Origin of the sequence: Morganella sp. TYF_1, assembly GCF_043105645.1 — a bacterium.
GTDB classification, from domain to species: domain Bacteria; phylum Pseudomonadota; class Gammaproteobacteria; order Enterobacterales; family Enterobacteriaceae; genus Morganella; species Morganella morganii_B.
Window position 1 is genome coordinate 923,722 of sequence record NZ_JBICLU010000026.1, and the last position, 18,944, is coordinate 942,665.

Annotated in this window: 17 protein-coding genes and 1 pseudogene; 9 read left to right on the plus strand and 9 right to left on the minus strand. The window is 51.4% G+C overall.

All coding sequences use genetic code 11. The features are described 5' to 3' along the window. Positions 1-117: 117 nt before the first annotated feature. The 5 genes from lpdA to ampD all read right to left on the minus strand — a co-directional run bounded on the left by lpdA (position 118) and on the right by ampD (position 8,293). Entirely contained in the window at positions 118-1,545 is a 1,428-nt protein-coding gene (lpdA, locus tag ACF8OF_RS17960; protein WP_025152798.1) for a dihydrolipoyl dehydrogenase, read from the minus strand. A gap of 194 nt (positions 1,546-1,739) precedes the next feature. Further along, on the minus strand, positions 1,740-3,626 hold the full coding sequence (gene aceF / locus ACF8OF_RS17965; protein WP_392497298.1) for a pyruvate dehydrogenase complex dihydrolipoyllysine-residue acetyltransferase: 1,887 nt from the start codon (positions 3,624-3,626) through the stop codon (positions 1,740-1,742). Between the two features lie 13 nt (positions 3,627-3,639). Continuing rightward, a complete protein-coding gene (gene aceE / locus ACF8OF_RS17970) occupies positions 3,640-6,303 on the minus strand; it encodes a pyruvate dehydrogenase (acetyl-transferring), homodimeric type (protein ID WP_025152796.1) in 2,664 nt (887 codons plus the stop codon). Positions 6,304-6,480: 177 nt separating this feature from the next. Further along, a complete protein-coding gene (pdhR, locus tag ACF8OF_RS17975; RefSeq protein ID WP_392497299.1) occupies positions 6,481-7,245 on the minus strand; it encodes a pyruvate dehydrogenase complex transcriptional repressor PdhR in 765 nt (254 codons plus the stop codon). Between the two features lie 487 nt (positions 7,246-7,732). After that, entirely contained in the window at positions 7,733-8,293 is a 561-nt protein-coding gene (gene ampD, locus ACF8OF_RS17980; protein ID WP_262862259.1) for a 1,6-anhydro-N-acetylmuramyl-L-alanine amidase AmpD, read from the minus strand. 280 nt (positions 8,294-8,573) lie between these two features. On the opposite strand from ampD, the gene ppdD reads away from it, so the two are divergent. The 8 genes and pseudogenes from ppdD to yacG all read left to right on the plus strand — a co-directional run bounded on the left by ppdD (position 8,574) and on the right by yacG (position 13,490). Next, entirely contained in the window at positions 8,574-8,993 is a 420-nt protein-coding gene (gene ppdD / locus ACF8OF_RS17985; RefSeq protein WP_392497300.1) for a prepilin peptidase-dependent pilin, read from the plus strand. A gap of 25 nt (positions 8,994-9,018) precedes the next feature. Beyond that, the gene (locus ACF8OF_RS17990) at positions 9,019-10,539 is read left to right on the plus strand and encodes an ATPase, T2SS/T4P/T4SS family (RefSeq protein WP_392497301.1); all 1,521 of its coding nucleotides are present in this window, start codon (positions 9,019-9,021) and stop codon (positions 10,537-10,539) included. Between the two features lie 26 nt (positions 10,540-10,565). Next, on the plus strand, positions 10,566-10,931 hold the full coding sequence (locus tag ACF8OF_RS17995) for a hypothetical protein (RefSeq protein WP_392497302.1): 366 nt from the start codon (positions 10,566-10,568) through the stop codon (positions 10,929-10,931). Further along, positions 10,813-11,064, plus strand: a pseudogene (locus tag ACF8OF_RS18000) (type II secretion system F family protein); the annotation flags it as partial. The gene ACF8OF_RS17995 and the pseudogene ACF8OF_RS18000, both read left to right, overlap by 119 nt. 27 nt (positions 11,065-11,091) lie before the next feature. Continuing rightward, a complete protein-coding gene (locus ACF8OF_RS18005) occupies positions 11,092-11,763 on the plus strand; it encodes a type II secretion system F family protein (protein WP_392497303.1) in 672 nt (223 codons plus the stop codon). 139 nt (positions 11,764-11,902) lie between these two features. Then, positions 11,903-12,520: a dephospho-CoA kinase gene (coaE, locus tag ACF8OF_RS18010; protein ID WP_392497304.1), complete on the plus strand. Its 618-nt coding sequence runs from the start codon at positions 11,903-11,905 to the stop codon at positions 12,518-12,520. Next, positions 12,517-13,269 carry a cell division protein ZapD gene (zapD, locus tag ACF8OF_RS18015; RefSeq protein ID WP_392497305.1) on the plus strand — a complete coding sequence of 251 codons (753 nt, stop codon included), beginning with the start codon at positions 12,517-12,519 and terminating at the stop codon, positions 13,267-13,269. The genes coaE and zapD overlap by 4 nt, the downstream gene beginning before the upstream one ends. A gap of 14 nt (positions 13,270-13,283) precedes the next feature. Further along, positions 13,284-13,490, plus strand: a complete 207-nt coding sequence (gene yacG / locus ACF8OF_RS18020) for a DNA gyrase inhibitor YacG (RefSeq protein WP_025152788.1) — start codon at positions 13,284-13,286, stop codon at positions 13,488-13,490. Between the two features lie 50 nt (positions 13,491-13,540). Here yacG and mutT read toward each other — a convergent pair whose 3' ends face one another. The 3 genes from mutT to secM all read right to left on the minus strand — a co-directional run bounded on the left by mutT (position 13,541) and on the right by secM (position 17,353). After that, positions 13,541-13,933: an 8-oxo-dGTP diphosphatase MutT gene (gene mutT / locus ACF8OF_RS18025; protein ID WP_046894615.1), complete on the minus strand. Its 393-nt coding sequence runs from the start codon at positions 13,931-13,933 to the stop codon at positions 13,541-13,543. A 76-nt stretch (positions 13,934-14,009) separates the two neighbouring features. Next, on the minus strand, positions 14,010-16,721 hold the full coding sequence (gene secA / locus ACF8OF_RS18030; RefSeq protein WP_279796706.1) for a preprotein translocase subunit SecA: 2,712 nt from the start codon (positions 16,719-16,721) through the stop codon (positions 14,010-14,012). Positions 16,722-16,792: 71 nt separating this feature from the next. Further along, entirely contained in the window at positions 16,793-17,353 is a 561-nt protein-coding gene (gene secM / locus ACF8OF_RS18035) for a secA translation cis-regulator SecM (protein ID WP_347815225.1), read from the minus strand. Here secM and ACF8OF_RS18040 point away from each other — a divergent pair. After that, positions 17,339-17,863: a DUF721 domain-containing protein gene (locus ACF8OF_RS18040; RefSeq protein ID WP_392497306.1), complete on the plus strand. Its 525-nt coding sequence runs from the start codon at positions 17,339-17,341 to the stop codon at positions 17,861-17,863. The two genes, secM and ACF8OF_RS18040, sit on opposite strands and share 15 nt — an antisense overlap. A 78-nt stretch (positions 17,864-17,941) precedes the next feature. Here the strand turns inward: ACF8OF_RS18040 and lpxC are convergent, their stop codons facing one another. After that, positions 17,942-18,859: a UDP-3-O-acyl-N-acetylglucosamine deacetylase gene (gene lpxC / locus ACF8OF_RS18045; RefSeq protein WP_025152783.1), complete on the minus strand. Its 918-nt coding sequence runs from the start codon at positions 18,857-18,859 to the stop codon at positions 17,942-17,944. Positions 18,860-18,944 lie beyond the last annotated feature (85 nt).

Consider the following 18,944-nt stretch of genomic DNA (forward strand, 5'->3'; position numbering starts at 1 on the left):
GGTTTGTCTATGAATACACAGACGGGTACTGATGGCAGGGAATAAAAAAATCCGGCGCCAGAGGCAGCCGGATTTTTATTTTCAGCCGGGTAACAGTACGGTTACCGAGTCAGCTGATTACTTTTTCTTTTTCGCTTTCGGATTCGGAAGGTCAGTGATGCTGCCTTCGTAAATCTCAGCCGCCATACCGATTGATTCGTACAGCGTCGGGTGAGCGTGAATGGTCAGTGCCAGATCTTCCGCATCACAACCCATTTCGATAGCCAGACCGATTTCACCTAACAGCTCGCCGCCGTTAGTACCGACAATCGCACCACCGATAACACGGTGAGATTCTTTGTCGAAAATCAGTTTGGTCATACCTTCAGCGCAGTCAGACGCGATTGCACGACCGGAAGCCGCCCATGGGAAGGTAGCTGTTTCGTAGCTGATACCCTTCTCTTTCGCTTCTTTCTCGGTCAGACCAACCCATGCCACTTCCGGTTCGGTGTAGGCAATAGATGGGATCACTTTCGGATCGAAGTAGTGCTTCAGACCGGAGATAACTTCGGCTGCCACGTGACCTTCGTGAACACCTTTGTGCGCCAGCATCGGCTGACCGACGATATCGCCGATAGCAAAGATGTGCGGCACGTTGGTGCGCATTTGTTTGTCAACGTGGATGAAACCGCGATCATCAACTTCAACACCGGCTTTATCAGCCGCCAGCAGTTTACCGTTAGGCGTACGACCGATAGCCACCAGAACCGCGTCGTAACGCTGTGGTTCTGCAGGACCTTTCTTGCCTTCCATTGTGACATAGATACCGTCTTCTTTGGCTTCAACGGCGGTCACTTTGGTTTCCAGCATCAGGTTAAACTTAGTGCTGATACGTTTGGTGAACAGTTTAACGATGTCTTTGTCTGCCGCAGGAATGACCTGGTCAAACATTTCAACAACATCAATCTCTGAACCCAGCGCATGGTATACGGTACCCATTTCCAGACCGATAATACCACCACCCATGACCAGCAGACGGCCCGGGACGGTTTTCAGCTGCAGTGCATCGGTTGAATCCCAGACTCGCGGATCTTCGTGCGGGATAAACGGCAGCTGGATCGGGCGTGAGCCCGCAGCAATAATCGCGTTGTCAAACGTGATGGTGGTTTTACCCTTCTCACCGTTGACTTCGATAGTATTCGCGCCGGTGAACTGACCGAGGCCATTCACAACAGTCACTTTACGGCCTTTCGCCATACCGGCCAGACCGCCGGTTAACTGAGAAATGACTTTCTCTTTCCACAGACGGACTTTATCGATATCAGTCTGCGGTTCGCCGAACACGATGCCGTGAGAAGCCAGCGCTTTCGCTTCTTCGATCACTTTAGCAACATGCAGTAATGCTTTTGACGGGATACAACCCACGTTCAGGCAGACACCGCCTAAGGTTGAATAGCGTTCAATCAGGACAGTTTCCAGACCTAAGTCAGCACAGCGGAAAGCCGCTGAATACCCTGCCGGGCCCGCACCAAGTACAACGACCTGGGCTTTAATTTCAGTACTCATCGTGACCTCTTAATTGTTTGTCCGGCGGGTCAGACGACATATATTCCACCGGGACGTACACACTGAGAGCAGTTTACAAAATTGTTAACAACCTGGAAAGGCGCAGTTCTGTGACCTGACTCCCGTTATCCGGGATGAGCACGTTTCAGCCTGCACCGCTGAGACCGGCTTTATACCGGTCTCAGTGTAATTGCTTACATCGCCAGGCGGCGTAAATCGCTCATGTACTGATTAATCAGCGTGATGAAGCGGGCGCCGTCAGCACCATCGATCACACGGTGGTCGAAGGAGAGTGACATTGGCAGAATGAGACGCGGAACAAACTGTTTGCCGTCCCATACCGGTTTCATGGATGAACGTGACAGACCCATGATAGCCACTTCCGGTGCGTTAACAATCGGTGCGAAACCGGTTGTCCCGATACCGCCGAGGCTGGAGATGGTGAAACATCCGCCCTGCATATCAGAAGACGTCAGCTTACCGTTACGGGCTTTCTTGGAGATTTCAGCCAGTTCGTAAGACAGTTCCAGAATACCTTTTTTGTTCACATCTTTAATGACAGGAACAACCAGGCCGTTCGGGGTGTCTACCGCGATACCGATATTGACATATTTTTTCAGAATCAGACGCTGTGCATCTTCAGTGATAGAGCTGTTGAAACGCGGCATTTCGACCAGCGCTTTGGCAGCGGCTTTCATCACGAAGACCAGCGGAGTGATTTTCACGCCCAGCTGTTTCTTCTCAGCTTCTTTGTTCTGCTGTTTACGGAATTCTTCAACATCAGTGATATCCGCTTCATCCATCAGCGTAACGTGCGGGATCATCACCCAGTTACGGCTCAGGTTAGCACCGGACAGCTTCTGAATACGGCTCAGTTCAACTTCTTCCACTTCACCGAACTTGCTGAAGTCCACTTTCGGCCATGGCAGCATGCCAGGTAAACCACCGCCTGCTGCAGCCGGCGCCGCTTCAGCGCGTTTCACCGCATCTTTCACATAAGCCTGAACGTCTTCGCGCAGGATACGGCCTTTACGGCCTGTACCTTTGACTTTCGCCAGGTTCACACCGAATTCACGGGCCAGACGGCGGATAACCGGACTTGCGTGAACGTAGGCATCGTTCTCAACGAAGTCATTACCCGCAGCCGGTGCTGCTGCCGGAGCGGCTTTCGCTGCCGGTGCAGACGCCGGAGCTGCTGCCGCTGGTGCGGCGGCGGCTGGCTGTGCTGCCGGAGCAGGTGCTGCGCCCACCACTTCGAATACCATGATCAGAGAGCCGGTTTTGACTTTATCGCCAACGGCTACTTTGATTTCTTTAACTTTACCGGCCATCGGAGACGGCACTTCCATTGAGGCTTTATCGCCTTCAACGGTGATCAGAGACTGTTCTTCAGTCACGGTATCGCCGACGCTGACCATGATTTCAGTCACGTCAACTTCATCACCGCCGATATCCGGTACATGGATTTCTTTGTCTGCTGCCACGGCAGGTGCCGCTGCTGCAGGAGCCGGAGCGGCTGCGGCAGGCTGTGCCGCCGGTGCTGCGCCCGCAACTTCAAAGACCATGATCAGGGAACCGGTGCTGACTTTATCGCCGACAGCCACTTTGATCTCTTTAACCACGCCCGCCATCGGAGACGGAACTTCCATTGACGCTTTGTCGCCTTCAACGGTGATCAGAGACTGTTCTTCAGTCACGGTATCGCCGACGCTGACCATAATTTCAGTCACGTCAACTTCGTCACCGCCGATATCCGGTACATGAACTTCTTTCAGTGCGGATGCGGCAGCCGCCGCCGGAGCAGCAGGTGCGGCAGCCTGAGCTGCCGGAGCAGGAGCCGCTGCTGCGGCCTCTGCTTCAAATACCATGATGAAAGAGCCGGTGCTGACTTTGTCGCCCACAGCCACTTTAATTTCTTTAACAACCCCTGCCTGCGGAGACGGAACTTCCATCGACGCCTTGTCACCTTCAACGGTGATGAGTGATTGTTCTGCTTCTACTTTATCGCCGACACTGACCAGGATTTCAGTTACATCAACTTCATCTGAACCGATATCGGGCACATGGATTTCAATAGACATTAATTTTTACCTCTTATGCCACACGCGGGTTAACTTTTTCAGGGTTGATGCTGAATTTCTTAATGGCTTCTTCAACCACTTTCACGTCAACCTCACCACGTTTAGCCAGCTCACCCAGAGCAGCAACAACAACATAACCGGCATCGATTTCGAAATGATGACGCAGGTTATCACGGCTGTCTGAACGGCCGTAACCGTCGGTACCCAGTACGCGGTACTGGTCAGCAGGAACATAACCGCGAACCTGTTCTGCGAACAGTTTCATCCAGTCAGTGGACGCCACAGCAGGTGCATCGTTCATCACCTGAGTGATGTAAGGCACACGCGGGGTTTCTGACGGATGCAGCATGTTCCAGCGGTCACAATCCTGACCTTCACGGGCCAGTTCGGTGAACGAGGTTACGCTGTAAATATCAGAGCTGATACCGTACTCAGAAGACAGAATCTGACCCGCTTCACGCACGTGACGCAGAATCGCACCTGAACCCAGTAACTGTACCTTGCCTTTATCACCGGTCAGGGTTTCGAGCTTGTAGATACCTTTACGGATACCTTCCTCAACACCTTCCGGCATTGCAGGCATGTGGTAGTTTTCGTTCAGAGTGGTGATGTAGTAGTAAATGTTTTCCTGTGCTTCACCATACATACGCTCCAGACCATCCTGCATGATGACCGCAACTTCGTATGCGAATGACGGGTCATAAGACAGGCAGTTAGGGATAGTCAGAGACTGAATGTGGCTGTGGCCGTCTTCGTGCTGCAGACCTTCACCGTTCAGGGTGGTACGGCCGGAAGTACCGCCGATCAGGAAGCCGCGTGCCTGCTGGTCGCCTGCCATCCACATCAGGTCACCGATACGCTGGAAACCGAACATTGAGTAGTAGATGTAGAACGGAATCATCGGAACGTTGTTGGTGCTGTAAGAGGTCGCAGCAGCCAGCCAGGATGCGCCGGCACCCAGTTCGTTGATACCTTCCTGCAGGATCTGACCTTTCACATCTTCACGGTAGTAAGCAACCTGCTCACGGTCCTGCGGCGTATACTGCTGACCTTTGGAGTTGTAGATACCGATCTGACGGAACAGACCTTCCATACCGAATGTACGCGCTTCATCCGCAATGATTGGCACGATGCGTTCTTTGATGGATTTGTTTTTCAGCATCACGTTCAGGGCACGCACAAACGCGATAGTGGTGGAAATTTCTTTGTTCTGCTCTTCCAGTAACTGGCTGAAATCGCTCAGAGCAGGAATATCCAGTTTCTCATCGAAATGAGAACGGCGTGAAGGAACCGGACCATGCAGTGCCGCACGGCGTTCCATCATGTATTTCTGCTCTTCTGAATTTTCGTCAAACTTGATGTACGGCAGTTTTTCCAGCTGATCATCAGGCACATCGATGTTGAAACGATCACGGAGATGGCGCACGCCTTCCATGTTCATTTTCTTAACCTGGTGAGCGATGTTTTTACCTTCAGCGGTATCACCCATACCATAACCTTTAACGGTCTGGGCCAGGATCAGTGTTGGTTTGCCTTTGGTGTCATGCGCTTTTTTCAGTGCAGCGAACATTTTCTTCGGATCGTGACCACCGCGGTTCAGTGCGAAGATCTGCTCATCAGTCCAGTCTTTGACTAATGCAGCGGTTTCCGGATAGCGGTTGAAGAAGTGTTCACGGACGTAAGCACCGTCTTTGGATTTGAATGTCTGATAGTCGCCGTCAACGGTTTCGTTCATCAGCTGGATCAGTTTACCGCTGGTATCTTTCTTCAGCAGTTCATCCCAGCGGCCGCCCCACATGACTTTGATTACCTGCCAGCCCGCACCGGCGAACATACCTTCCATTTCGTTAACGATTTTACCGTTACCGTTGACAGGGCCGTCAAGGCGCTGCAGGTTACAGTTGATAACGAAGATCAGGTTGTCCAGGCTTTCGCGGACAGCGATATTGATTGCACCTTTAGATTCCGGCTCATCCATCTCGCCATCACCCAGGAAGGCATAAACGGTTTGCTCAGAAGTGTCTTTCAGACCACGGTGTTCCAGATATTTCAGGAATTTAGCCTGATAGATAGCCGCCAGCGGCCCCAGACCCATCGAAACGGTCGGGAACTGCCAGAAGTTTGGCATCAGTTTAGGGTGCGGATAAGAAGGCAGACCTTTGCCGCCGATTTCCTGACGGAAATTGTTCAGCTGCTCTTCAGTCAGACGACCTTCCATAAATGCGCGTGCGTAGTAGCCCGGGCTTAAGTGGCCCTGGAAATAAATAACGTCGCCGCCGTCTTTTTCGTTCTGCGCACGGAAGAAGTGGTTGAAGCACACTTCATACATGGTAGCCGCAGACTGGTAAGACGCCATGTGACCGCCCAGATCCAGATCTTTCTTGGATGCGCGCAGAACCATCATGACGGCGTTCCAGCGGATAGCAGAACGGATACGACGTTCCAGCTCCAGGTTGCCCGGGTAGGCCGGTTCATCCTCAACAGGAATGGTGTTGATGTAGTTACGGGCCGCAGCACCTGCTGCAACATTCACACCACCCTGACGGGCAGTATTCAGAACCTGATCAATCAGGAACTGTGCACGCTCAACACCTTCTTCACGGATGACCGATTCGATCGCCTGTAGCCAGTCGCGGGTTTCGATCGGATCCACGTCATTGTTCAAAATGTCTGACATGGTGTATTCCTTATAGTTTATCTGTTTCTAATGATATTCGGAGCCTATCTTCACGTATCCCGCCTTAACGGTGGCGGGCGACGTGAAGATAGGCCCGGCTATATATTGCCGCTGATGCATAGGTCAGCTTACAGACGCAGCATTCAGGGATCTGTAAGCCCCAAAACCATTACTGATTTATTCGGTATACTGCTGGAGACGGCGCAGTGAACGTTCCCGGCGGGTGTGTTCACGACTCATATCCAGCAATACGTCTTCCAGGAATGCCAGGTGGCGGTGGGATGCTTCCCTCGCCAGCTCCGGCGACCGGCTCATAATGGCCCGGAATACCTGTTCCCGGTGCTCGCTGACCATCGCCAGCATCTCTTTCCGGGTATATAAGAATTCAAAGTTCTGCCGGATATTTTTTTCCAGCATCGGCACCATACAGCGCAGCAAATGCAACAGCACCACATTATGTGCGGCTTCTGTGACAATCAGCTGATATTGCAGCACAGCCTGAGATTCGGCTTCCACATCCCCGGCGTCGCGGGCATCGGCAATGGCCTGATGGCTGTTGGTGATACGGACAAAATCCGCTTCGGTTCCCCGCAGTGCGGCATAATAGGCAGCGATACCCTCAAGGGCATGACGGGTTTCCAGCAGATCAAACTGAGATTCGGGGTGCCCTTCCAGCAGCTGGGCAAGCGGGTCACTGAAGCTTTGCCAGAGATTGCTCTGTACAAATGTGCCGCCACCTTGTCTGCGCAGCAGAAAGCCTTTCGCTTCAAGTTTTTGAATTGCTTCGCGCAGTGAGGGACGTGAGACGTCGAACTGTTTGGCCAGCTCGCGTTCAGGCGGCAGCTTCTCCCCCGGGCTCAGAGTGCCGTCGAGGATTAAGTGCTCCAGCCGCTGCTCGATCACGTCGGCTAATTTTGGTTGGCGGATTTTGCTGTAAGCCATATTTGTATCAGAACCATCAACATGGATAAATATTGCTTCATGGGTTTTGTAGTCAATTGGTAATACCAATTTCTTTTACAGGGTCTTAAAGTAACAAAGTATTCACCAACTGTCTATAAAGACCTTGAGCTAAATCATAAAAACCCGCAAGTTTTAACAATTTTTTTTAAATTTTAGCATAAATTGATAACTGATACGTTTAAATGCTGCATCGTGAATGTTACAGAATTTAACGTTTAAAATTCAGATAAATACGCAAACTGAACCGTTACAGTGACCAATTTGCTGAATATAAAGTCTTATTTTGTGCATTTTTACCGCACATACATGCCGGTTTTTTAGGTTATGACGGCAAACAAGACCGTCTCTGCTATGACTATTGTTATCAAACTTATTCAATTCGCAACAATTACCGGAATACTGATTCTAGCAGGGAACGGTTAAACAGGAAAATTTCATCTCAGTCATATCTGCGTAATTTTGCCGGTTATCCAGCCGGAACGTCTGCCGGATTCAGTGAATCCCTGTATCGCTTCCAGTCGAAACAGGGGCCGGGATCCGTTTTACGTCCCGGCGCAATATCGCTGTGCCCGGTGATATGCCCGTTCATGTGCGGATAATGCGCCAAAAGCACCTGTGTCACCGCCGCCAGGGCCCGGTACTGTTCATCGGTGAAAGGTTGGGTATCGGTGCCTTCCAGCTCAATACCGACAGAAAAATCATTGCACTTTTCCGTGCCCTGATAGCAGGAAACCCCCGCATGCCAGGCCCGCGCATCAAAAGGCACATACTGCACAATTTCTCCGGTCCGGCGGATCAGGCAATGTGCGGAAACCCGCAGCGCCTGTATTTCTGCAAAAAACGGATGCGCATCCGGGTTCAGCGTACCCTGAAAAAGCTGATCGATATACGGGCCGCCGAACTGTCCCGGCGGCAGACTGATATTGTGGATCACCAGTAAACGGGGAGTCACCTGTTCCGGCCGGGTATCGTGATGCGGTGAGATAACCCGGCGCGCTGTGGTCAGCCAGCCATCCTGAATATCCATTCGTTCTCCTGAGCAAAAAACCGTTATTGAATCACATAACAAATATCATGGTGTGCCGCACAGTATACGTGTCTTCCCCCCTCTCCGGGGAGTGCTGATTTTTTACGGCTGATTTCTGCGTGTCAGACCGAAAAAAAATCTGCCGTTTTCAGTTGTTACACCGTAGTTTTCCATCTGTGCCGAGAAATCCGGAGACCTCTCTTTTTTGCCGATCCGTCATTGAATAGAGTGCATCACGCTAAATAAGTACCCCGTTTACTGACACAAAAGGAGCATCAGTATGAACCAGCACGGTTTCACATTAATCGAGGTGATGGTGGTGGTTGCCATTGTGGCGATCCTCAGTGCCATTGCGGTTCCCGGCTATCAGAACTATATCCGGAAGGCGGCACTGATTGATGTGCTGCGCACGGTGACCGCCTTTAAAACCGGTGTGGAGCTGTGCAGTTTTGACAGCCCCGCTTTTGCCGGATGCAGCAGCGGACAAGGCACTATCCCGGCTGATTCGCCGGGCCGCTATATCAAATCCGCCAAAGCGGAAAACGGTGTTGTGACTGTGCTCGGGAACAGCTCACTGGCTGCGCTGACTGTCAGCACAACACCGGCAAAAAAACCGCATAACGGTATCACTGTCTGGACTACCGTCTGTGAGACCAAAGAAGAGGCACTGAAAAAAATCTGTCTTGACGTCATCAAGTAACTACTGACATGAAAAGGAATTCATTATGCAAACAGGCACACTGTCTCCTGTTACCCGCTCCGGCGGGGAAGAACAACTTCTGCTGGCTGAAGTTCATGCACTGTGTGAACGCAATGAACTGATGCTGATTGACTATAATCCGGATGCCGTCAGAGTTGCTGCCGCACAACAGCCGCGCAGGGATGTTGTGTCCGCTATCCGGTTTCTGGCCGGTAAACGGGTTGATATTGAATTGTGGCACCGCGAAAAACTGGCCTACTGCCGCCGCAATACCGCGCTGCCCGAGCCGGTACTGTTCCCCGGTATCACTGCCGGAGCACAGACACCGGTCTCTGCCGGTGCCGGTAACAGCGTCACAGCCGCAGATTCACCATTGCCGCCTGCCCCGCCTCCGGTACAGGATTCCAGGCAACCGCCGGACACGGATACCTGGCCGGCAGAACAACAATCAGCGGCAGTCCGGTTTGTTAACCAGCTGATTGCCGGGGCTATCATTAAACGGGCATCCGACCTTCACATCGAACCGGCACAGCAGGGCTACCGGATCCGTGCCAGAATCGACGGACAACTGCATACGCTGAACTCCCCGCCGCCGGAAATCAGCGGGGAAATCATTATCCGTATCAAAATTATTGCCGGTCTCGATATTGCCGAAAAACGGTTACCCCAGGATGGGCAGTTTGAATGGCTGGAAAATAGCACCCGCTATGCTGTCCGCGTTGCCACATTGCCGACCATTTACGGTGAAAAAGTGGTACTGCGCCTGCTGAGCACCACACAGAACCTGGCGCTGGAAAAATCAGGACTGACAACCCCGCAACTGGAAACACTGCATACCGGGCTCAGCAGTGCCACCGGTATCATTTTACTGACCGGCCCCACCGGCAGCGGCAAAACCGCCACACTCTACGGCTGCCTGCAGTATCTGAATCAGAATAACCGGAATATCTGCAGTGTTGAGGACCCGGTCGAAATTCCGCTGCGGGGGATCACTCAGACTCAGATAAACCCGAAGATTGAACTGGGCTTTGCCGCCATCCTCCGTGCCCTGCTTCGCCAGGATCCGGATGTTATTATGGTGGGAGAGATCCGGGATAAAGCCACGGCGGAAATGGCTGTCAAAGCGGCGCATACCGGGCATCTGGTGCTGTCCACCCTGCATACCAATTCTGCGGAAGATACGTTCTCACGGCTGCGGCAGCTGGGTATTGATGAGTATTTCATGAAAACCTGTATCAAACTGATTATTGCACAACGTCTGGTCCGCATGCTGTGCCCGCATTGTAAAACACAAAAACAGGAAACGGAGACCGTCATACTAAGCGGCGGAAAAACACATCACTTCACCCCGTGGCAGGCAAACGGCTGTGATCACTGTTTTTCCGGCTATTACGGCCGTACAGCCTGTTTTGCATTTCTGACACCGCAGCATGCACCGTCATCCGCTGCCGGTGAGTTACCCGGCTCACTGTTTGACGCCGGCGTCAGACTGGCAGAAACCGGCGTAACCACCCTCAGTGAGATTTACCATATGCAGGATATTTAATATCCGCCGACAACAGGAGTGATGCCATGCAATTTTACCGGCTGTATGACTGGTCCGGCCTGACATCTGCCGGCAGCGTGGTGACCGGAACGGTTATTTCGTCATCAGAGAATAATGCTGTCAATCAGCTGATTTCGCAGAGCATCACACCTGTTTCCCTCTGCTGCCGCAAACGGCTGACCTATTCGCGGAAAGAAAAGCAGTATCTGCTATTTTACCCGGCAACTGACAACCTTACTGACATCAGGATTACCGTTACTGAAAGCCCTCTCGCTGCTGGCCGGCGAATGCCGTCATCTGCTCTGGGAAGAAGTGATCCGCGCGCTTATCAGGCAACTGCAACAAGGGAAAACCCTCACACAGGGAATAACGGCGTATCCCGGCTTATTTGATTCCTTTTACTGTCAGATGATTACCGTCGGGGAGGAAACCGGTAAATTACCGGAGTGTCTGCACACTATTTCACAGCATATCCAGAGCAACCGTGATCACCGGGCCACATTAATCAAATCCGTGCGTTATCCCGCCGCACTATTCATTGTCAGCTCACTGATGGTCACATTAATGTTTCTGTTTGTAATTCCTGAATTCGCAAAAATATATGCATCATTTGATGCGGAACTCCCGGTACTGACCCGGCAATTGATCCGAATTTCCGGCATTATTGCCGGTGACACAATGCCGGCATTGAGTCTGATGACAATAATTATATTTATTTATCATATATTTCGCCGGAAATACCCCAATGTTAAAAAAACAGAATCAGCCTGTATTCTGCGTATTCCGTTTATCGGTAATATTATTATCTGTCATCATGTCTCTCATATTTTTCAGGTGCTGGCAATGACACAGCAATCGGGTATTACACTCATTTCAGGTATTAATACACTTATTATGACAACCACGCATCCATTATATAAAACGTCACTCACCGTAATACGTGAAGAGTTGCTTAACGGAAAATCATTCAGTCAGTCAATTAAAAAATCCGGGGTATTCCCTGCGCTTTGCCATGAACTGGTTGCCACCGGTGAAGCCAGCGGGCAATTCGGGCATATTTTTCCTTATATTGCAGAATGGTTTAAATCTCTCGCCTTAAACCAAATTCAGGCATTTTTTAAAATACTGCAACCACTGCTGTTTATTCTTCCGGCAATTCTCATTGCTGTTTTATTAATTGCAATGTATTTACCTTTATTCCGGCTCGGTGAAGTTTTAGTCTGATAAACTATTCATAATTTAAAAAACAGGATTAAAAAATTCAAACCTGTGAAATATCTCTGTATTAATCGCTTATTTGTCATAGGCGAAATTAATTTCATCAGGTACAATTTACCCGTTGTTTCAATCAGGACAAGATACAATGGCTTATATTGTTGCGTTAACCGGCGGGATCGGCAGCGGAAAAAGCACTGTTGCGGATATGTTTGCCCGTCTCGGGGTTCCTGTGACAGATGCGGATATTATTGCCCGTCAGGTGGTGGAACCGGGAACACCGGCGTTGCAGACTATTACTGATCATTTTGGCCAGCAGATTCTGTCTGCAGACGGCACCCTGAACAGAGCAGCACTGCGCCGGAAAATCTTTGCAGACCCGGCAGAAAAAACATGGCTCAATCAGTTACTGCATCCGCTTATCCATCAGGAAACCCAACGTCAGCTGAATAATGTCACCGCCCCTTATGCCCTCTGGGTGGTTCCTCTGCTGGTTGAAAATAACCTTGCTTCCCTTGCGGATCGCGTGCTGGTTGTGGATATCCATCCGCATGAGCAGATAGCCCGGACCATGCGCCGTGACGGTGTTTCCGCAGAGCATGCCGAAAATATTCTGCGGGCGCAGGCATCCCGTGAACAACGTCTGGCCGTTGCCGATGATATCCTGACAAATCATGATAACGATGAGCCGCTGATGCCCCGCGTCCTTGCACTGCACGAACTTTATACAGCACTGGCCCGTCAGCCAGAACAGGAACACCCATGAGCGAAATCCGTCAGTCAGTTATTTTTGAACACCCTTTAAACGAACGAACCCGTTCATGGCTGCGTATTGAAACATCACTTCAGCAAATGAGCACGCTGTCACCACTGGATTCTCTGCCGTCAAGCCTGGCGTTTTTCCGGGCTGTCGCAGAGTTTATTGAAGTGACTGATCGCGGTGAAGTCCGTTCGGAAATTTTAAAAGAGCTGGAAAAACAGCAAAAGAAACTGGCCATGTGGGCAGAAGCGCCTAATGCTGACCAGGCGCTGATCCGTGGTTTTTCTGACGAACTGAAACAAAAATCGACGGCACTGAGCAAAGCCCCCCGTATCGCCCAGCACCTGAAAGAAGATAAAATTATCAGCATTGTCCGCCAGCGGCTGAGTATTCCGGGCGGCTGCTGCGGCTTTGACCTGCCCTACCTTCATCTGTGGCTGAACCTGCCGCAAAGTGTCCGTGATACCACGCAGGCTGCCTGGATTGACGGTTTGCAACCGCTGCATAATGCACTGAGCAGCCTGCTGACGCTGCTGCGTCAGTCCGCACCGTTTGTTGCCGCTGAAAGCCACAACGGTTTTTATCAGGATAACGCAGAAGGTGCCGACTTACTGCGTCTGCGCCTTCCGGTTAATTTTCAGATTTACCCGCAGGTCTCCGGTCATAAAACACGTTTTGCCATACGCTTCCTGCATACTGACAGCGAACACGGTATAATACCGGCTACTTTACCGTTTGAAATTGCCTGTTGCTGACAGGGGAGGATGTTATGTCAGAAGCTATTATCGTTAACTGTCCGAATTGCAAAAAAGAGGTTATCTGGGGACCGGAAAGCCCGTACCGCCCGTTTTGCAGCAAACGTTGTCAGTTGATTGATCTCGGGGAATGGGCGGCGGAAGAAAAACGGATTGCCAGCCAGAGTGACCTTTCTGACAGTGAAGCCTGGAGTGAACCGGAAGACAGTTCACCGTACTGATTAACCCGGCGGCGGCTGAACAAAACAGCCGCCGTCCGTATATCTGAACCTTATTCCGTCAGCAGTGCCACAATTCCCCGGTTGACCGGCGGGAACTCCTCAGCAATCAGGGCGGTTTGTTTTACCCAGCGGGATGGCTGACCTTCGCGGCCATACGGCGCATTCTGCCACTCTTCCACCAGGAAGAAATAGATGGTGATCAGGCGATCCGGAAATTCATGTTCTGCCGTCTGCAACAGTTCGCCGGGAACCGCCACAATACCCAGTTCTTCTTCCAGCTCCCGTACCAGCGCCTGTTCCGGTGACTCTCCGGCTTCCAGCTTTCCGCCGGGAAACTCCCAGTAACCGCCCATATGGGATTCAGCCGGACGCTGAGCAATAAAAATATCGCCTTCTGCATTACGGATAACGCCGGCGGCAATACGTAAGTGTTTTTTTTCCATCATCTTGTGTCCGTTTTATTTACAGAAGAAAGGCGGGTTTCCCCGCCTTTTTATGCTAATCGTCTGTCAGGACTGATTATTTCAGTGCACCGTGGCACTGCTTGTATTTCTTACCGGAACCGCAAGGGCACGGATCGTTACGGCCGACTTTGCGGACACCGGATGCCATTTCAGCTTCTGTTTTGGTCATCAGCGCGGTATTGTCATTTTCATGGCTGAGCTGCTGGCGCTGCGCCAGACGTTCAGCTTCCTCACGACGGCGCTGTTCCAGCGCTTCCACTTCTTCCGGCATGCGAACCTGAACTTTGGAAATGGTGCTGACCACTTCATATTTCAGACCTTCCAGCATGTTAGCAAACATGGAGAAAGATTCACGCTTGTATTCCTGCTTCGGATCTTTCTGTGCATAACCGCGCAGATGGATCCCCTGGCGCAGGTAATCCATTGCCGCCAGATGCTCTTTCCACAGTGTATCAAGCGTCTGCAGCATCACGCCTTTCTCGAAGTGACGCATCATTTCAGCGCCGACAACCTCTTCTTTGGCTTTGTACACCTCGACCGCTTTCTCCAGGATGCGCTCACGCAGGGTTTCTTCGTGCAGCTCAGGCTCTTTATCCAGCCACTCTTTGATTGGCAGATGTAAGTCGAAATCCTGTTCCAGACGTTTTTCCAGCCCCGGGATATCCCACATTTCTTCCAGAGACTGCGGCGGAATGTATGCATCGATAACCGTTGTGAAGACATCACCACGGATGCTGTCGATGGTTTCGCTGATATCGCCGTTATCCAGCAGATCATTACGCTGGGTATAGATAGCACGGCGCTGGTCGTTTGCCACATCATCATATTCCAGCAGCTGTTTACGGATATCAAAGTTGCGGCTTTCCACTTTGCGCTGTGCGTTGGCAATCGCTTTGGTTACCCACGGATGCTCAATCGCCTCACCTTCTTTCATACCCAGTTTACGCATCATGCCGGTAACACGGTCAGAGGCAAAAATACGCATCAGCGCATCTTCCATAGACAGGTAGAAGCGGGAAGAACCGGCATCCCCCTGACGGCCTGAACGACCACGTAACTGGTTATCGATACGGCGGGATTCATGGCGCTCAGTACCGATGATATGCAGGCCGCCTGCTGCCAGAACGGCATCGTGACGCTCCTGCCATGCCGCTTTCGCTGCGGCGATATTCTCTTCTGTCGGCTCATCCAGCGCAGCCAGATCAGCCTGTAAGCTGCCGCCCAGCACGATATCCGTACCACGACCTGCCATGTTGGTGGCGATAGTCACATGACCGGAACGACCCGCCTGTTCAACGATATCCGCTTCCATGGCGTGGAATTTAGCGTTCAGTACGCTGTGTTCAATTTTGGCTTTTTTCAGTGCGTTGGAGATAAGCTCTGATTTCTCGATAGAGATAGTCCCCACCAGCACCGGTTGCCCGGCAGCAGTACGCTCACGGATATCTTCAATGATGGCATTGAATTTATCCGCTTCGGTCATATAAACCAGATCCGGTAAATCTTTACGGATCATCGGGCGGTTAGTCGGGATAACAATAGTATCGAGTTTATAAATTGAACTGAATTCAAACGCTTCCGTATCCGCTGTACCGGTCATCCCGGCCAGTTTGGTGTATAAACGGAAGTAGTTCTGGAAGGTGATAGAAGCCAGTGTCTGGTTTTCATTCTGGATTTCCACACCTTCTTTGGCTTCCACCGCCTGATGCAGACCATCAGACCAGCGGCGGCCCTGCATGGTACGGCCGGTGTGTTCATCGACGATGATCACCTCACCTTCGCTGACGATATAATCCACATCACGGACAAACAGGGAGTGCGCACGCAGACCCGCCATAACGTGGTGCATCAGCATGATATTGGATGGTGAATACAGGGATTCACCTTCGTTCATCAGACCGGCTTCAGACAGCAGCTCTTCCACCAGCACCAGACCACGCTCAGTCAGTGTGACCTGACGGGTTTTCTCATCCACAGAGAAGTGGCCTTCGCCTTTGAAGGTGTCGGAATCTTCTTTTTCCTGACGAACCAGGCGCGGGATCAGTTTATCCACTTTCATGTACAGCTCAGAGCTGTCTTCTGCCGGACCGGAGATAATCAGCGGGGTACGGGCTTCATCGATTAAGATGGAGTCAACCTCATCCACCAGCGCGTAGTGCAGTTTACGCTGAACACGCTCTTCCGGGCTGAACGCCATGTTGTCACGCAGATAGTCAAAACCGTATTCGTTGTTAGTACCGTAAGTGATATCCGCGGCATACGCTTCGCGTTTGGCCGGTGCAGGCATGCCCGGCAGGTTGATGCCGACGGTCAGTCCGAGGAATTCAAACAGCGGGCGGTTGTTTTCGGCGTCACGCTGGGCGAGGTAGTCGTTCACTGTGACCACGTGAACCCCTTTACCGGACAAGGCGTTGAGGTAAGCAGGCAGTGTCGCGGTCAGCGTTTTACCTTCACCGGTACGCATTTCAGCGATGCAGCGTTCGTTCAGCACCATGCCGCCGATCAGCTGGACATCAAAGTGACGCATACCAAATACACGCTTACTCGCCTCACGTACCGTGGCAAATGCTTCCGGCAGGATATCCTGCTCGGATTCACCTTTGGCCAGGCGATCACGGAATTCCTGTGTTTTGGCTTTTAATTCATCATCACTGAGTTTTTCGAACTCAGGTTCCATCCGGTTGATAGCTTCCACGGATTTGCGCAGGCGGCGTAAAGTACGGTCATTCCGGCTGCCGAAGATTTTGGTCAGTAATTTTACCAGCATAATAGACGTCTCTGTTCAGGCACAATCAGGCCTTGTTAATAATCGAATGTGTTAATAATGTCGTTGAGGAACTACGCTGATTGTACGGGACCGGCACGGATGCCGCCGGTGCGGGCAATCCACTGAACCGAAAAAGACGGGGACGGGTTATCTGCGGCAATGCGCTGCGGCATGACAGCCGGATGATAAACAGGCAGTGCCGGGGAGTCGGTCAGAATGGCATACAGTGCCGCCAGCATATTTTGCGCGGCGCCATCATGCCGGTCTTCTGCCGGGGTATTATCTTTTGAGGCATCTTCCGGACAGGAAAACGCAAAGGAAATCTGGCGGATAACATTACGGACAGCGTGCTGCTGCCAGTAATTGATGCTCTGTGAGGTTCTCGCCGGCTGGCTGCTTTGCAGGAACAGGCTGTCAAAGGCGGATAATGCCTGACTCTGGCGGTTTTGTGTTGTCCCGGCACCGGCTGTGGTAACATCACCATTACTCAGGACTGCAGGCAGGCCAAAACCGGTCGCCACAATCCCGATAAAGAGATGGCACCAGAAATAACGCCTGCCAAATTGCCGCCAAAGATTTAAAATAGTGTTTCCCTCACGAGATCCGGAGTATATGTGATGCGCGACAGTCAGCCAGTTTCCCTTGAAAGCCTGCTGGAAAGCGGGACTAAGGATAATAATACCCTTAAAAGTATTCAGCAGCGTGCTGTCGTGTTACTTAAACTCAACCGCGCCGTTCTGGCGCTGCTGCCCGCGATGCTCAAACCACATTGCCGCGTGGCTAATTATCGCAAACAACTGTTAATTCTGGAAGTCTCTAACGCCGCGCAGATGACCCGGCTGCGTTACGAACTTCCCGCGCTGCGTTCTGCACTGCGCCGGGAGATTTTACCATCATTATCGGCTATCGACATCAAAATCAATCCGTCATTGATGAAATCATCGTCAACCGGGTTACCGGGTGATGATAAAAGCAGCAATTCAGCGTTCAAAGGGCAAAAGACAACGGGGCCGGGACGGAAACTGAGTGCGGAAAGTGCCGGTTCACTGAGGGCGCTGGCGCAGAGAAGCCCGGAGAAACTGAGGAAGAAACTGGAGAAATTGGCTGCACTGGCCGGAGAGAGTACCAGTGCAGCAGATTAAGCAGACGGTTATTTGGCAAATAACGTCAGTGACAGGAGTGTCAGGGTCAGGGCAACAAGCTGTGGTGCCATGACCTGATTACGCCAGTACGGTTGACGGTGCACGGAATGCAACCGGCATCTGTGCTTCGTTCTCGAATGTCACGAGTTCCCAGGCGCTCTCTTTAGCCAGAACAGCCTGAAGTAACTTGTTATTCAGTGCATGACCGGATTTAAATGCGGTAAAGGCACCAATGATGTTGTGCCCGCACATAAACAGGTCACCGATAGCATCCAGCATTTTGTGACGGACAAATTCGTCTTCAAAACGCAGGCCGTCTTCATTCAGCACGCGGTAATCATCCACCACGATGGCGCAGTCAAAACTTCCGCCTAAACATAAACCTTTGGACTGGAGATATTCAATATCACGCATGAACCCGAAGGTACGTGCGCGGCTGATATCCCGGACAAAGTTTTCCGCAGAGAAGTTCATCGCGTAGCGCTGAGTGCTGGAATCGATCGCCGGATGGTTGAAATCGATAGTGAAATCCAGGCTGAAACCGTTAAACGGAGAGAGTTCAGCCCACTTATCACCATCTTCAACACGGACGGTCTCTTTCAGACGCAGGAATTTCTTCGCGCTGTTCAGTTCTTCAATACCGGCATCCAGTAACAGGAAGACGAACGGGCTTGCGCTGCCATCCATAATCGGAATTTCAGCGGCATCGACTTCGATAACCAGGTTATCAATGCCAAGTCCGGCCAGTGCGGCGTTTAAATGCTCAACCGTGGAAATACGTACGTTGTCTTCATTTACCAGACAAGTACATAACATCGTATCACGCACGGATTTCGCATCTGCCGGAAAATCGACAGGCGGATTAAGATCAGTACGGCGATAGATGATCCCGGTATTGGCCGGTGCCGGACGCATTGTCAGCGTAACTTTTTTACCGGTGTGTAAACCTACACCCGTAGCCTGAACAATACGCTTTAATGTTCTTTGTTTGATCATCGTGTCTGTCTCGTTTGATTAACTGTCTCCCTGCCATTATAAACTAATGACAAGGGAGATAGTTTAGCACAAAAAGCGGAGATGC